Genomic DNA, 15,492 nt, shown 5'->3' with positions numbered 1-15,492 from the left:
GAGTTGAATACCATGAGCAATATGATGCAGATCGGGATGTCGGGCTTGCAGGCATCACAAGCCTGGCTGAACGTGACCGCCAGTAACGTCGCCAACGCCAACACGCCGGGCTACAGCCGACACACCTTAGCGGTGACCACCAATGCCGACGGTACGGTGAGTATTGATGGCGTGCAGCGGATTTCCGATCAGTACCTGGTGGCCCAGGCGTGGGATGCGGGTACTGAAGTGGGCTACTCCGGCGCCTATGCGGGCTATATGATGGCCCTGGAAAACACCTTCGCGACCGATGGCGGCAACCTGGGGATGGGGCTGGACGGGTATTTTGCAGCGCTTAGCGCCTGCATGGCGGACCCGGGAAATACCTCCCTGCGCGAGGATGTGCTTAACGCCTCCCGTGAGCTGTGCAACCAGGTGAACAACATCGATGGCAACCTGGAAAACCAAATCGATCAGGTCAACAAGTCGATGCAGGCCATGGTGCAGGAGGTGAACTCCCTGACCCAGCAAATCGCCGATTTGAACATGCAGATCCAGGAAGGGATGGCGTCAGGGCAGGACGTCAGCGCCTTGCAGGATCAGCGCGATGTCGCCGTACTGCAGCTGTCTGAAATGCTCGATATCAGCGTGATCGACTGCGGCGACGGCACCATTCAGGTCACACTGCCGCAGGGGCAACCGCTGGTGAGCCAGGGAGAGGCCGCGACGCTTGGGTTCTCGTCCGGCTCACAGCCGTCGGACGGCAAGCTGGAGCTGCATTTCGGCGAGGACGTTTACTACCTTAACCCGGATATCGGCGGCGCGCTTGGCGCCACCTACGAATATTATCAGGAAGAGCTGATTCCGGCGCAGGCCTATGTCGATGAGTTCGCCCAGGAGTTCGCGGATGCCATGAACAGCTGGCAGGTAGTGGGCTATGACCTCAATGGCAACCCGGGTCAGCCGATGTTCACCTATGACCCGGCGGATCCGGCGGGTACCTTAGCGCTGGCCGAAGGGTTCACCAATGCGAATTTGGCTTTCGCCTCCTCGCCGACCAGCGGCGCAGGCGACAACAGCAACCTGCAAAACATGCTCAATGTGCAGAACCAGGCCTTTGTGTTTGAGTCGCTCGGCGGAGGTTCTTTTACCTTCAACGACAGCTATAACGCCGTCTACAGCCATATCGCCAGTGCGGCATCCAGTGCCCGTGAAGCCTATGAAATGGCGCTGACCACCATGGAGCAAGCCTACTATTCCTGGTCATCGGTCAGTGGGGTCAACATGGACGAAGAGGCGATGAACCTGATGACTTATCAGCAAAACTATGTCGCCAACGCGCAGGTGATTGCTACCAGCGATGAGCTGTTTGCCGTCATCATGGACATGTTCTAACGACGCGCTCCCCGGCCTGACGGCGGGGGAGCTGTCTGACTATCTTGTGAGAAATTGCGATGCGTGTAAGTACCAACATGATGAACACGACCATGTACAGCGCCATGGTCAAATCGAACGTCAGTTACTACGAGACGGCGGCGAAAATGGCGACCGGCAACCGTCTGTTGCGCCCCTCTGATGACCCGCTGGCGGCGCGCGCCATTCAGGATCTGCGCCACAGTGAAAACCAGATCAACACTTATATGGACAACCTGAATAACCTGGAGTCCATCTTCATGTCGGCCGATAGCTACCTGACCCAGATGAACTCCATCTGCGACAGGGTCACCGAGATAGCGATAAGCATTGGGTCCGGTACGGCGTCGCAGGAAGAGCTGGCGGCCTATGCGGCTGAGCTTGATGAGTTAAACGAGGCGCTGGCGTTACAGTTCAACGGCACCTCGCCGACCGGTTTCTATATGTTTGGCGGCAACGTGACCGATCAACCGCCGCTGGTGGAAGAGACCGATCCGGTGACCGGCGAGACCACCTGGGTGTATCAGGGCGATGATGGTACGCGTCCGGTGCCGGTTGGAGAAGGGACGACGATTGATGCGGCCTTCAGCCCGTTCGATCAGCTCTTTGGCACGGGCGATGACATCTTCAACACCATTGACGATACGGTCGAAGTGATAAGCGATCCTAACTCTACGCCGGAACAGATTGCGCAGGCGTCGGATGATCTGCTGACCGCCGTCGGTGACTTTCAGGACGCCATCAACATGCAACTGGCTGAGCTGGGCGGACGGATGAACATGGTCGACGATCTACAGCTCTCCCACACCGATGTGCTGATGTTCAACCAACAGCTGCAAGGGCAGTTTGGCGACCTGGATTACGCCCAGGCGGCGATGGATCTCAGCGAATCAGCCGTTGCGCTCCAGGCGGTACAAAAGACCTATCTGGACATGTCCCAGATGAATTTATTCCAGATGATGTAATGCATGAAGGTTGTTAACTCACCTCAACGCCCCGGTTCTCTCGACGGGCTTCAGCGGCGGCGTTATGCGACGCCGCCGGGGGCTCCCGTGGTGGAGCCGGGCAAAACCCTTGAACTGGAACAACTGCCGGCGCCGTTGTTGCGCCCGCTTCCCGGGCGCTACGATCTCCATCGCTTTTGGGCCCAGGTCGGCTCTTTACAACAGCAGGCAACGGCAGTGCAGATAACCCTGCGCGCCCTGCTGTTAGTTCGCCAAGGGCTTCGCGACATGTTGCGGCTGTTTGCCGCCGTCAGGGAGGCCGGATCGTTCAAAGGGTGGACGACCCAGTTGCAGGAGCAGAAGCGGCTCGTCGCCCGAATCCCCTTGCAAACCCACTATAATAACCGGCGTCTGTTGACCCAGGCGTTTCGCCCGGCGCTGCTTGGGTATCAGGATATTCGCGAGTTTTCCATCGTGGGTCTGAACCTGCTGGCGCCCGCCGGGCGCGATGAGCACCTCGAACTGATATTACTGGGGGGACGCCCGGTTCGCGCGGGTCTGAGCATTAAGGGCGATTCGTTTCAGGATACCCGGGTCCGTCAGGTCGGGCGCGCCTTTGCCCGGGTGGGGATTCGGTCACGCGTGGGCGACACGGGCAGTTTGATGTTTAGCGTGCCCATCGAGCAGTGGAAGGCGGTGAACGGGCAGCTCTATATCCGGGGTGGGGGTGTGCGAATCCCGACGGGCGAGCCTATCAAGTTACAGCTGGAGCCGGACATCTCATGGCGAGAAATCGGTCTGTGGAAGTTAGGCAACGAAGACGACCTCGAACTGGCCGAGCGGCGGATAGTCAATCTGGATCGCGAAATCGATTCACACTTCTTCTTGTTGCAGCAGATGCAAAGTCAATGGATGGGGCAACTGCAGGCGCAACCCAACGATCTGGGCACGCCAGAGCTGGAGGGGCTGATGGGCAAGGTGATGTCCTGCTTTGGCAAAGCCGCCGCCCACCCTCTGACGCTGTTCACGACGCAGGCGAATGTACAGCGGGGGACGGTCCAGAGCATCCTGGCGCAAACCGAAGAGCGCCAGGAAGAGCTGTGAGACGAGTATCCTGTGGGAACCCTTATCGGTTCCCACAGTGGTTTCTGACCTGACGTTCGGCCCTCAGCGCCAGGGTTAGCGCTTTGGTTCAGCGGCCGGTGCCTGTGCGGCGGGCGAAGATGTCTCAGCGGCGGGGACAGGGCTGTTTTTGAACATCGTTTTCAGCTCCTTTTCCCCTTTTTCAGTCAGGATCAACATCTCAATTCGCCGGTTGACCGGGTCCAGCGGGTCTTTGCCCTGCAGCGGCATGGTATCGGCATAACCCGCCAGTTGTAGCACGCGTTCTGACGGCATCCCATTTTGCACCAGCACGTGACGTGCCGCGATAGCGCGCTCGGTTGACAGCTCCCAGTTCGAGTAGAACGCATTGTTGAGCGGCGTGGCGTCTGAGTGACCGCTGATAATGACTTTGTTGTTGATTTTGGCGAAGGCAGGGGCAAGCGAGCGCAATATCTTGACGAAATAGCGGCTCAGTTCACGGCTGCCGCTGGCGAACAACGGTTTTTTGGCCTGATCCTGAAAGCGCACCCGGACCCCTTGCTCAACCACCTCAATCACGACGCTGTCGCTAACATTCATCGCCTGAATTGTTTTGGTGAGATCGGTGGCCAGTTGACCGAGCTGGGCCTGTGATTCGTACCAGGCGGCCAGCCTGGAGAGGGCTTCCTTGTTCTCTTCCTCTGTGGAGCTCGTCGGCGTGTCTTCTTCCTGTTCGGTGTCGGGAATGGCGGCGGTTTCGGTCTCCTCCAGCACGGAGTTGCCGCCTTCGCCCTCCAGCAGCGAAGACGCGCCATCCAGTTCAACAATCTGCCTGGAATGGATCGCCTTAGCCATCTGCTGGCGCTCTTTCTCTGTTGTTGCCCCCATGATCCAGAGCACCAGGAACAGCGCCATCATCGAAATGGCGAAATCGGCAAATGCCACTTTCCAGGCGCCGGTATGACCGCTGCTGCTTACCCGGGTGATTCGCCTGATAATGACCGAGTTCTTACGTTTCTTCTCGCTGCCGCCGTTGTCGCTCATCGCGCTTTGCCCTCTTCAATCCAGGTTTCCATCTCGGCAAAGGTCGGTTTGTATTTTTCCGGGATCATACGACGACCGGCGTCGATCGACATCAGCGGCGTCTTGCCCGCCGCGAAGTTGATCAATACCTCGCGACAGGCATTAAGCAGGGTAATATCGCGCTCCACCGTCACCTTCATGGCTTCGGAAAGGGGGCTGAGCACGCCATAACACATGAAAATGCCGAAGAACGTACCGATCAGCGCGCCAGCGACATGCAAACCCACCACCACGATACCGGCATCGATCCTGCCCATGGTGATAACGATGCCCAGCACGGCCGCCATGATGCCAAACCCCGGCATCGCTTCGGCAGAGGTGCCGACTGCCTGGGAAGCGGAAAGCCGTTTCTCGGACATTGCGCTAATCTCTTTATCGAGAATGGCTTCCAGCTCGTATCCTTCTATTTTACCCAGCGACAACAGGCGCAGGTTGTCGGTAAGAAAGGTCATCAGTTGGAGCTCATCCAGGATCAGGGGATACTTGGCAAAGAGGGGACTTTCCTGAGGATTCTCAATATGTTCATCCAGATATTTGAGCCCCTGACGCTTGGTGTTCTCCAGTACCTCCATGGTGAGCAGGATGAACTGCTGGTACAGGTCTCTGTCATCGTGCTTCACGAATGCCCGCTTGCATTGGACGCAGATATCTTTCAACACCTCTTTATCGTTGGCCAGTAGGATGGCGCCGAGCGCCGCGCCCAGAATGATGACGAATTCAGCAGGCTGCCACAGCATTAAGAGCGAGCCGCCAGCAAATATGTAGCCGCAGGTAACCGCGATCAGCACCACCAGGATACCCATGATTTTTAACATTAATACGACTCCATTTCATTTTGTAATAGCGTCTGCAGGCGGGAGACGGCCTGCTTGTGCAACTGGCACACCCGGGCTTCGGTTCTCTGCATGACGGCCGCGATTTCTTTCATGTTGAGCTCATGCTGGTAGTAAAGGCTCAGCACCAGGCGATCGGATTCGGGAAGTTGCGCCAGGGCCTGCGCCAGCCAGCGTTGTTTTTCCAGGGCTCCGTTGGCGTCGTGACCCGCGGGATGAAAATGCGACCCCTGTTCCAGCAAGGTTTCCAGGCTCTGCAGGGCATCGGCGTGGGTATCCTGCTCAAGGGTGCGCAGCTCATCGAGGGTGACTCCCATCTCCCCGGCCAGTTCATCCGCTTTGGGCGCGCGCCCGAGGCGCTGGGTGAGTTTGCGGGTCACATCGTTCAGGCGATGCGCCTCCTGGCGGACGCTGCGCGAGCGCCAGTCCAGACGCCGGAGTTCATCGAGAATGGCGCCCCGAATTTTCTGTTTGCAGTAGAGCAGAAACCCGTCATCTAGCTGCCCCGGATAACGGCGCAGCGCATCCAGTAGCGCCATTAGCCCGAGCTGGATCATGTCCTCCCGTCCCATCACGGGACCGGCATGCACGCGTAGCTGATTGACCAGCTTATGAACGAGAGGAAGGTACTGCCGAAGCAGGTTGCTCTCAATGTGCTTGCGCTCCTGGAGCTGTTCAAAGAGTGCAGTATCGCGAGTGGCAAACATCGGCGTCTCAGTAACCAGGTTATTGCAAGACCAGCTTGCTCAGTTTCACATCCAGCAGCGTGATATTGACCTTGTACTTGACAAGGGCCGCCTCGAAAGCACGTTGAACATCGCTTTGCAATTCATTGAAATTTTTCATCTCTTTGAGTTGGCTGAATGTTTTATCCGCAAAGCGCTCGACGATGATATTGCGCAGCAGGGGATCCAGCTTCTTAAACGTCTCAACGGCTTTGGGATCGAAGCTGGTGAGCACCACGTCAAGCTGAGCGTGATGCAGTCGGGTCTGGCCGGGCTCCGGCAGCGTCAGCAGAACCTTTTCGATGGTGTAGAGCTGCAGCTCGGGTTCGGGCTCGTTTTCGCGGGTTGCAGAGGCGCCGATAAGTTTCTGCACGCCCTCGGTCCCACCGAGGTAGAAATAGCCACCACCGCCAGCCAGCAACAGCAGGAGAAGGGCGATAATGATATTTTTTGCCATGGGTATAGGTCTCATTACAAAAGGAAAAAAGGATACTCAGACATAGGTATCAAGGTGATAGTCTGAAGAGGCCGTCCGTAAGTCTGACGCGGGCTCTTCGTGGTTTTCGGCAGCGCTGGCGAGACGCTGCTCGTCGCCGTTATCCGGCTGACCGCCAGCGGGTTCGCCGTGCTGACCAATGTCGATATCGACCTGGCTATAGGACTGTCCGAACAACAGGTCCTGACGCAGTCGATCGCTGAGTTGCAGCAGTTGATCTCTGACGGCGGGGTTGGTGGCCGAAATCTGGATAAAGACCCGGTCATCCTCCGTACGCACCTGGAGATCGAGTTTGCCCAGATTGGGCGGATCAAGTCGCAGAGTTGCCTGTTTCACGCCCAAATGACTCTGTACCCGCAGACGTTCCGCAAGCGGCGCCAGCATCTGCTCGGCCCACAGGGAAGGTTGCCTGTCCAGCGTCAGGGGGGAAAATTCATATCCGCTGGCACCCGGCAGGGCGCGAGTGACGGTTCCGGCTGCGGCGGGAAGTTGCGGCTGCGCCTGACGCAAATGCGCCTGGAAGGTCAGCTCGCCCAGTTGTTCTCCGCTGAGGGCGGCAGTACTGATTTGCGAGAGTAATTGCGCATCCACGTGCGGTTGAGTCAGCCGCGCCTGGGCCTGTAAGGGGGCCAAAGGAGCGCCGTTTGCGAGTTTGCCAATCTGCTGAGGCGCGCTATTTTGCAGGCTGCCAACGGTCAGGCTGGCGGCCTGTTGCAGCGGCGTGGGGCGCATCTGCTGCATTCCACGTATCTGCGCAATCAGCGATTCGCTGTTGGGTTGCGTTGCCAGCGCTTTTTGCAGGGCGGATAAAAACGCCTGCATCTGCGCCATCACGGCGGGTTCCTGGGGTTGGCGTTGCCACATCTGGCTTACCGTTTCCAGCAACTTCTCTGCCGACTCTTTGCTGCCCTGCTCATGGTCGTGGAGCGCGGCCAGCACCTCGTCAAGCTGTGCCTGCCAGTCGGTGTGCTTTCCTGATGTCTGGCGCAGTTGCTCAACCGCCTCCTCCAGCGTCTGCGCGGAGGGGGACCCGGTACTGTCCTCAAGGCTGAAAGACGCGCCCTGAGTTCCCTGCGGCATGGCGCTGAAACTGCCGGATGCCGGGGAAATCATTTTTCCGGATGCAGGGGAAGCCTGATTTCCGTGGGGCAGGGGTGGGGTGGGTTGCATCACTACTTTTCTCCTCCGTACAACTGAACTTCGCGGTAGGCCCGTTTGCCTTCCCGCAAATCACTGTCTCCGCGCAGCCGCTCGCCCAACCAGTTCTGGCGTGCTTCCAGCAGGGTGATGAGCTGGCGGTGGCGGTTTTGCCACTCGACCATTGGTAACTGTTTTTTGAGCATGGGTTGCGGCTTGAGTCGGCGCAGCAGCTCGGCCAGCTGAGCATCCAGCTGGATAAGCGTCTTCCATTGCTGTCCGGCGGCTGCCTCTTCCATGGCGCAGAGCAACTGCTCACCGTGTCGCCTGATGAGCGCGATCACGTGGTACCTTCCCAGCCTTCCTTGAGCGGGATAAGCACCCGGCGCACGTCGACCAGCGGTTCTGGCTGATTGCGCAGGTTGACGGTCAGCAGGCGGCGGCTGCAAAAGTCGTAAAGCTGATGTAAGTTTTCCGCCAGCTCCCCGCCGTTCTGAGTGTCCAGGCTGGCATCCAGCACATGCAGGATCTCAAGGCACTTGCTGATGCTGTCGCCTTTGCGGTTGAGCTGCATGGTGGTGATGTAGTTTTCGATAGCGTCCAGCTCGTCGAGCAGGTACTCGAGCAATATCACGACCAGCTGTTGCGGGCTGGCGGCGGCGATACGGGCCGCCCCTGCGTTTTGGCGATAGGCGACGAGCGGGTTGTCGTTGTTAAACATAGCGGCTCCTTCCGGGTTACTGGAACATGGCCGAGGTGGCGTTCATGATGTTGATGTACTGGGCCATCTCGGTGAATTCTTTGAGGTATTGCTGATAGACCTTTTCCATACGGCGATCGAGCGCATCCATGTCCGATTGGATGCTGGCTTTTTCTTTATCCAGCGTTTGCTGGGCGTTGTAGATGGTGCCGCTGGTGGCCGTGTAGCCGTAGACGAGGTTGTCGATTTGCGTCGCCACGTCTTTAAACAACGCCGCCACATCCTCGGGGTTTTCGGTAAGCGCGGTTTGCAGCGCTTCGGTATCCAGCGTCAGTTTGCCGGTGTAGGGGTCTGAGGTGATGCCGTAGTTGGCCATCATCATCCCGTCCGGGCTGATGGTATAGAACGTTTGTTTGATGCTGTTCTGGATGCCGCGCGCCGAGCCGTTGGCATACAGCGCGCCCTCGGGGGTGTTCACATGGGTGGTAAACACATCGATCATGGCGTTGTAGCTGTCGACAAACGCCTGCACGTCAGCGGTGATCGCTTCGGTGTCCGGTATGACATCAATGGTCAACTCGCCCGGCTGGGTGATGTTGATGGTGACGCCGGGGATCATGTCGCTGATGGTATTGCTCTGGGACTCGTAGCGGATGCCCGTATTTTGCCCGCCATACCAGACAACGGCGTTTTGCGCGTCACTCAGCGTTTTTTGCGTGACGCTCGGTGGATAGGTAAAGCTGAGGGTAAAACCATTGTCGAGGCCGGTTTCATCGCTGGTGATCACCAGGTTGTAGCTGCCGGTATCGTCTTTTAGTACCGAGGCAGAGACCCCCAGATCGTCCCCTTGAGCGTTGATCGCGTTAGCGAGGGATTCTACCGTCGGCGGGGTGAGGGTGCTGGTATCAATGGTCAGCGACGTGGCGCCATCCGCGCTGGTGATGGTCAGGGCGCCTGCGGGCACGTCTCCGGTGGTGCCGAAGTTAAGCGACTCCTGCTGCGCTTTCGCCACCTGCTCGACATAGAGTTCGTGGTGGCCGGGAATGGCGCCCGCGCCGGTCGACACGGTGGCGCCGGAGTCCTCCGGTAAGACGGTGGCGGTGGTGGTATTGAAACCGTCGTTATCGGCATACAGCGCTTTGGCCGCGGTCTGCACGCTGGTAATGGCGGTTTCAATCTCGCCCCAGGCGGCTATTTGGGCGTCGACATCGGCCATCTGGGCCTGATAGCGCTCATCATAAGGGGCCCGCTCGAGCGCGGTGAAGTAACTGGCCAGATAAGAGGGGTTGATCATAGTGTCTGCATACCTCGTGGTGAACAACGACTAAAGCAAGAATCGTGCCGATTTCGACAAGCGGTCACTGACAAGCGGTGGCGCCGTCTCCGTCACAAAAAAATGGACTGCCGGGGCAGTCCATTTTTGCGAAGGGAAACCGACTCGTTAGCCGATCAGGTTCAGCGCCAGACCGGTCATTGATTTGGCGTTCGCCATCACCATGGTGCCGGACTGTTGCAACATCATCTGCTTGGACATGTTGGCCCCTTCCGCCGCAAAGTCGGCATCCATGATCCTCCCTTTCGCCACCTCGGTGTTCATCTCGACGTTCATCAGGTTGCTCTTGGTGTGTTCCAGGGAGTTGATGTAGGCGCCGGTCGACGAACGGGCGGCGGAGATGCTATCGGAGGTTGTGCGCAGGCTGTCCAGAGCCGCCTGGGAGCCGCTGACGCTGGTCAGGCCCAGATTCTTCAGGTTGCTGATTTCACCGCGCATACCGGATATTTCGTTGGAGACATCAATGCTGATGGAGTCAGAAGAGCCGTTACGGCCGATCTGGACGTTGATGGAACCGGCGGCCAGGGTATCGAACAGGTTGTTGCCAGCGTACTGGGTGTCGGTCACGATACGGTCGGCTTCGTCAGCCAGCTTCTGGAACTCGGAGTCCATTGCGGCCAGGTCGGCGCTGGAGTTGGTGCCGTTCGAGGCCTGGGTGGCCAGTTCGGTCATACGGTCGGTGATGCTGGTCAGTTCAGCCATCGCCTGGTCGGCGGTTTGCAGCATGTCCTGAGTTTTTTCGATGTTGCTGATACCGGCGTTCATACCGACCATATCGGAGTTCATACGGTTAGCGATGGTCAGGCCTGCGGCGTCATCTTTGGCGCTGTTGATACGGTAGCCTGTGCCCAGACGTTCCATGGAGGTGTTCAGCGATTCCGTGGACTTAGCCAGGGAGTTTTGGGCCACCAGGGAGGCGTAGTTAGTTTGAATAGAAATAGCCATGACAAGATTCCTTAATAGGGTGCTAACTGAAACGTAAAACGCGATATCGCGTTTCATTCAATGGAGGGCCCGGCTGTCCGTGCTTCTCGTTCATCCCAATGAGATAACGACAGCGCGGTTGAGTAACTTAAACGCGCGACGAGGTTTTTTTTCTGACGCCGTTTTTACCGCGCACAGGCTGTCAGTAGTACTAGTTGGCACGCTATTTGCTAATTCTAGGGGGTATTTAGCGAAGACAGAGAAACTGTGTGATGACCCAGCCCCGACCTCATCTTGTCCGGATCTACCTCGATCCCTTTACGATGCCCATGTTGCAACAACTGCTGCATTTTTGCCGCCACAGCGAGGAGGAGAATACGACCTCGCTCACCACCTGGGGCCGCTCGACGTTGTGTGACGGGGAACAACTGCACCCGCAGCATCAGCATTTTCGCCAGGGGATCGCGCCCGTGCGCGCGCTCTACGAACGGCTGATCGCGCTGTGGACTCAGCATGGCGGTATTGAGGTTGAGATCCACTCGAACCTGATTTATAGCACCGATGCGCTGGCGCCCTTGCTGAATACGCTGCACTTTCTTCGCTATCCGGTGCGGATGCTTCATCTCTATGAGGACGGCACCTTTGATTACTGCGAGCTGCTCAAACTCAGCGACCGACCGGAACTGCTGGACCAGCGGGAGGCGGTGCTGTCCCGTCTGAAGCGTTATCTCTATGAGTCGCCTTGTAGTGCTGCTTTCGGTAGCCGGGGGTCGGATAAAATCCTGGTCGGGCAGGGCTGGCATCGCTTCTATCCCACCCGTTATCACATGGTGCGCCCGGATATTTTGACCCGCCTGCCAGCGTTAAAAACACTGGCCGACGAGCTGTTGCCCCATATGACCAGGACCGACTGGGGGGACTTTGCCTCCCTGGCCCCTCATCAGCAGGCGTGGTTGTTCCATGCCGTCGGGGTTGAAAGGGCCGCGCTGGAGGAGCTGCTGGCGCAGCACACGGACGCCGTCGTTGTGCTGGGCACATCGCAAAACGTCGCGGATGCGAAAGGGGTCGCCGCCAGAGGGCTCGTCCGTCTGCATCACGATTTGCTTAAATTTATCCGTAAGGCCGGGTCCCCCCTTTACCTGAGCGGTAAGCCGAACCTGTTGTTCAAAGGGCATCCGGCGGGACACATCGTCAATGACCTTGTCGTGCAAAAGCATCCTCAGCTTATCCCGCTGCCCGCTTCGATGCCGGTAGAACTGCTGTTGATGCTCAAGGCGCCCATCCGGGGCGTTTGCGGTTTTATGTCCAGCAGTCACCTCAGCCTGAGCAAAGAGCAGGTGTCTTTTATCCTCGCGCCGCCGGAGCAGAATGTCTCGCGTGAGGAGGCGTTGCGTCAGTGGCCGCTGTTGCGCCTGGCGCTGTTGCTCGACATTGTCGATGAACAGCAGATAGTGCTGTACAGCGAGCTCTACCGGCGGGGCGAGATCCCCCATCCCTATTGGGATCAGTACACCAGCACGACGTTAACCGGTAAGCGTGCCATGAACGATATCAAGGGCAAGGCCGGTCTGCCTTTGCCGCAGAAAAAGCTGGTGCTTGGCTTTCATATCGGCCGCCCGCAGGAGTTTATCGCGCTGGAAAAAAGCCTCGATAACCTGATTCTGATGGGGTTCCAGTGCATCCTGGCTATCGATGAGACCAGCCCCGATTTCCCCGCCGTGTGCGATCTCATGAGTACGGTGACGCGTAAGGATCTGCAAGCCTTTACCTTGTCGGCCATCAAAGAAGCGAATTTCCGCTTTGACTGTTTCGCCGCTGCCGCAGGGCGGGACGATCTGCGCGCCTATGGTTATCACTGGGCGGAGTATGGCCCCGTCGGCAGTCTGGGCTCTCAGCCCCAGCTGATCACGGGGATACTCAATGTTCAGAAGAAATATGTGATTGTGATGTGAGCCGAGGTAATCCATGGAATCGCAGTTGATGCTCTCTCTTATTGGGCGGACCGACGCCTTGTTCGCGCAGGATATGGCTCATACCGAAGCCGAGTTGAACCGGCGCGTCAGCGGGGCCCGTTTTCTGGTGCTGGGGGGCGCAGGCTCCATCGGTCAGGCGGTGGTAAAAGAGATATTCAGGCGCCACCCCGCGAAGCTGCATGTGGTCGACATCAGTGAAAATAATATGGTCGAACTGGTGCGTGATATTCGCAGTTCGTTTGGCTACATTCGCGGAGATTTTAAAACCTTCGCGCTGGATATTGGCTCCCTCGAATATGATGCGTTTATCGACGCCGACGGCGGCTATGACTATGTGCTGAATTTGTCGGCGCTCAAGCATGTACGCAGTGAAAAAGATCCTTATACCTTGATGAGAATGGTCGATGTCAACGTATTGAATACGGACAAGACCCTTCGTCAGTCGATTGCGGCTGGCGTGAAAAAGTACTTCTGCGTATCGACCGACAAAGCGGCCAACCCGGTCAATATGATGGGCGCTTCCAAACGCATCATGGAGATGTTCCTGATGCGCGCAAGCGAGCACATCACCCTTTCAACGGCGCGCTTTGCCAATGTCGCGTTCTCCGATGGCTCATTGCTCCATGGGTTTAATCAGCGGCTGGAGAAGGGGCAGCCGCTCGTCGCTCCCAATGATATCCGACGCTACTTCGTGACGCCGCAGGAGTCGGGCGAACTTTGCTTAATGTCGTGTATTTTCGGTGAAAACAGAGACATTTTCTTCCCGAAATTAAGCGAGACGCACCATCTCATCTCCTTTGCCGATATCGCCGTCAAATACCTCCAACAGCGCGGGTACGCGCCGCACCTTTGCCACGATGAAAATGAGGCGCGCGAACTGGCCCGCATATTGCCCGCGCAGGGGCGCTGGCCCTGCCTTTTCACCCCCAGCGATACCACCGGTGAAAAAGAGACTGAAGCGTTTTTTACAGCCGAGGAAACGCTGGATATGGCGAGGTTCGACACGATCGGCGTGATTCAAAACGCGCCGCTGTACCAACCGGAATTGCTGGCGCGCTTTGAGACCAGAATCCAGGCCATGAGGGCCGCCCGCCAGTGGCGCAAAGACGACATCGTTGCCCTTTTCTATGAAATGCTCCCTGACTTTGGTCATCAGGAGACGGGCAAATATCTCGACGGCAGAATGTAAGGGGACCCTCATGCACGCCTCCAGGCTGGTCGCGTTTATTCGTGACATTTATAAAACCAATGATGTTATCCCTTTGCATGCGCCGGTGTTTTCTGACCAGGAGCGGGTAAATGTGATGGACACGCTGGATAGCTCGTTTGTCTCCAGCGTGGGTGAATATGTCGATGAATTTGAACAACGCATAGCCGCATTTACCGGCTGCGCGCGCGCGGTGGCGACCGTTAACGGCACGGCGGCGCTCCATACCGCACTGCACATGGCGGGCGTCGCGCGGGGGGAGCTGGTGATTACCCAGGCCCTGACGTTTGTGGCCACCTGCAATGCGCTTCACCACATGGGCGCGGAACCCGTGTTTGTCGATGTTTCGCCCACCAGTTTGAGTTTGTGTCCGCGCGCGATGGCAAGGTATTTACAGGAACACGCCGAGTTAACCGCGCAGGGGTGCTTTCACAAACGCACCCGGCAGCGTATCCGGGCGGTAATGCCGATGCACACCTTCGGCCACCCCGCAGAGCTGGATGCGTTACTCGTGTTGTGCCAGCAGTGGGGGTTGATTTTGGTCGAAGATGCGGCCGAAAGCCTGGGGTCATTCTACAAGGGGCAACATACCGGAACATTAGGGGAATTTGGCGCCTTAAGCTTTAACGGTAATAAGATAATCACCACGGGTGGCGGTGGGATGGTGCTGTGCCGGACGGCTGAGCAGGGGGCGCGGACGAAGCATGTCACCACGACGGCGAAGGTGCCCCATCCTTACGAATTTTTCCACGATGAACCGGGCTTTAACTACCGTCTCCCGAACCTGAATGCCGCGCTGGGGTGCGCGCAAATGGCGGCGCTTCCCACCTTTTTGCGACAGAAAAGGGCGCTGGCGCAGCATTATGCAGGGTTTTTCCAGGATAAAGATTGCCAGTTTGTTCAGGAACCCGACTATGCGCAGTCCAATTACTGGCTTAATGCCGTCATCTGCGAGAGCGAAGCCCAACGCGACGCGCTGTTGAGCGCAACCAACCGCGCGGGCGTGATGACGCGCCCTGTCTGGACACTCATGCACCGTTTACCGATGTTTGCGCATTGCTTACGCGGTGAGCTGACCAATGCTGAATGGCTGGAGGCACATTTGCTCAATTTACCAAGCTCTCCGACCGATGTGTGAGCAAGACTCAACCTTGATAACAATACGAGAAATATATGTATAAATTGGAAGAAATTAAAGTTGGGATGGTTGAGTCCTACTCTCAGACAATGTCTGAGGCAGATGTGAAAAATTTTGCAAATATTTCTGGCGACAGAAACCCCATGCATATGGACGACCTGTATGCTGAAAAATCAAGGTTTGGGAAACGAATTGTGCATGGAATGTTTAGTACCAGTTTTTTTTCCGCTTTGTTTGGAACGAGACTCCCAGGACCAGGTTGCATATATGTCTCTCAAAATATTAAATTCAGAAAACCTGTTTATATAGGTGATACGGTAACAGCATATGTGGAAGTCAAGCATATCGATCCTGCCAGGAGGCGAGTTTACTTTGATACATATTGCAAAGTGAGATCTTTAAAAGTTATTACTGGCACAGCTGAAATATATATCCCGGAATGATTCTGGATATTCGGTGAGGATTGTTATGATGAATAACATAGAGTATCTGGATATTAATGACGTTAATCTTCTTAAGCGTTT

At 57.0% G+C, this 15,492-nt stretch carries 16 protein-coding genes; 7 read left to right on the top strand and 9 right to left on the bottom strand.

Annotated elements, in window-relative coordinates; genetic code table 11:
- Positions 1-12 precede the first annotated feature (12 nt).
- The 3 genes from flgK to JO226_RS15320 are packed head-to-tail and all read left to right on the top strand — an operon-like array spanning position 13 to position 3,440.
- A complete protein-coding gene (gene flgK, locus JO226_RS15330) occupies positions 13-1,374 on the top strand; it encodes a flagellar hook-associated protein FlgK (RefSeq protein WP_293602406.1) in 1,362 nt (453 codons plus the stop codon).
- Positions 1,375-1,433: 59 nt separating this feature from the next.
- Positions 1,434-2,357, top strand: a complete 924-nt coding sequence (flgL, locus tag JO226_RS15325) for a flagellar hook-associated protein FlgL (RefSeq protein ID WP_293602405.1) — start codon at positions 1,434-1,436, stop codon at positions 2,355-2,357.
- A 3-nt stretch (positions 2,358-2,360) separates the two neighbouring features.
- Positions 2,361-3,440 (top strand): hypothetical protein, encoded by a 1,080-nt coding sequence (locus JO226_RS15320; protein ID WP_293602404.1) that lies wholly within the window; start codon positions 2,361-2,363, stop codon positions 3,438-3,440.
- A 75-nt stretch (positions 3,441-3,515) separates the two neighbouring features.
- On the opposite strand, the gene JO226_RS15315 is transcribed toward JO226_RS15320, so the two are convergent.
- The 9 genes from JO226_RS15315 to JO226_RS15275 form a co-directional block, all read right to left on the bottom strand.
- A complete protein-coding gene (locus tag JO226_RS15315) occupies positions 3,516-4,463 on the bottom strand; it encodes a flagellar motor protein MotB (protein ID WP_293602403.1) in 948 nt (315 codons plus the stop codon).
- Positions 4,460-5,317, bottom strand: coding sequence for a flagellar motor stator protein MotA (motA, locus tag JO226_RS15310; protein WP_293602402.1), 858 nt, complete (start codon positions 5,315-5,317; stop codon positions 4,460-4,462). Before motA ends, JO226_RS15315 begins: the two co-directional genes overlap by 4 nt.
- Positions 5,317-6,042, bottom strand: a complete 726-nt coding sequence (locus JO226_RS15305; protein ID WP_293602401.1) for a FliA/WhiG family RNA polymerase sigma factor — start codon at positions 6,040-6,042, stop codon at positions 5,317-5,319. Before JO226_RS15305 ends, motA begins: the two co-directional genes overlap by 1 nt.
- A 19-nt stretch (positions 6,043-6,061) precedes the next feature.
- A complete protein-coding gene (locus JO226_RS15300) occupies positions 6,062-6,517 on the bottom strand; it encodes a flagellar basal body-associated FliL family protein (RefSeq protein ID WP_293602400.1) in 456 nt (151 codons plus the stop codon).
- A 36-nt stretch (positions 6,518-6,553) separates the two neighbouring features.
- Positions 6,554-7,726 carry a flagellar hook-length control protein FliK gene (locus JO226_RS15295; protein WP_293602440.1) on the bottom strand — a complete coding sequence of 391 codons (1,173 nt, stop codon included), beginning with the start codon at positions 7,724-7,726 and terminating at the stop codon, positions 6,554-6,556.
- A 2-nt stretch (positions 7,727-7,728) separates the two neighbouring features.
- On the bottom strand, positions 7,729-7,992 hold the full coding sequence (locus JO226_RS15290) for a hypothetical protein (protein WP_293602399.1): 264 nt from the start codon (positions 7,990-7,992) through the stop codon (positions 7,729-7,731).
- A 41-nt stretch (positions 7,993-8,033) separates the two neighbouring features.
- Positions 8,034-8,414, bottom strand: a complete 381-nt coding sequence (gene fliS / locus JO226_RS15285; RefSeq protein WP_293602398.1) for a flagellar export chaperone FliS — start codon at positions 8,412-8,414, stop codon at positions 8,034-8,036.
- 16 nt (positions 8,415-8,430) lie between these two features.
- Complete coding sequence (gene fliD / locus JO226_RS15280; RefSeq protein ID WP_293602397.1) at positions 8,431-9,687, bottom strand: flagellar filament capping protein FliD; 1,257 nt, start codon at positions 9,685-9,687, stop codon at positions 8,431-8,433.
- A 147-nt stretch (positions 9,688-9,834) separates the two neighbouring features.
- Entirely contained in the window at positions 9,835-10,671 is an 837-nt protein-coding gene (locus JO226_RS15275; protein WP_293602396.1) for a flagellin, read from the bottom strand.
- 251 nt (positions 10,672-10,922) lie between these two features.
- Between JO226_RS15275 and JO226_RS15270 the strand changes: the two genes are divergently transcribed.
- Genes JO226_RS15270 through JO226_RS15255 form a run of 4 tightly spaced genes read left to right on the top strand, consistent with a single transcriptional unit; the run spans position 10,923 to position 15,411 of the window.
- Entirely contained in the window at positions 10,923-12,602 is a 1,680-nt protein-coding gene (locus JO226_RS15270; RefSeq protein ID WP_293602395.1) for a hypothetical protein, read from the top strand.
- Between the two features lie 13 nt (positions 12,603-12,615).
- The gene (locus JO226_RS15265) at positions 12,616-13,812 is read left to right on the top strand and encodes a UDP-N-acetylglucosamine 4,6-dehydratase (RefSeq protein WP_293602394.1); all 1,197 of its coding nucleotides are present in this window, start codon (positions 12,616-12,618) and stop codon (positions 13,810-13,812) included.
- 10 nt (positions 13,813-13,822) lie between these two features.
- Positions 13,823-14,968: a LegC family aminotransferase gene (locus JO226_RS15260; RefSeq protein WP_293602393.1), complete on the top strand. Its 1,146-nt coding sequence runs from the start codon at positions 13,823-13,825 to the stop codon at positions 14,966-14,968.
- 35 nt (positions 14,969-15,003) lie between these two features.
- On the top strand, positions 15,004-15,411 hold the full coding sequence (locus JO226_RS15255; RefSeq protein WP_293602392.1) for a MaoC family dehydratase: 408 nt from the start codon (positions 15,004-15,006) through the stop codon (positions 15,409-15,411).
- Positions 15,412-15,492 lie beyond the last annotated feature (81 nt).

The sequence above is a fragment of the Pluralibacter sp. genome (assembly GCF_019237635.1).
Classification (GTDB): Bacteria; Pseudomonadota; Gammaproteobacteria; order Enterobacterales; family Enterobacteriaceae; genus Enterobacter_B.
Note: the sequence above shows the minus strand (reverse complement) of the source record. Positions and strands in the feature narration are given on the sequence as shown.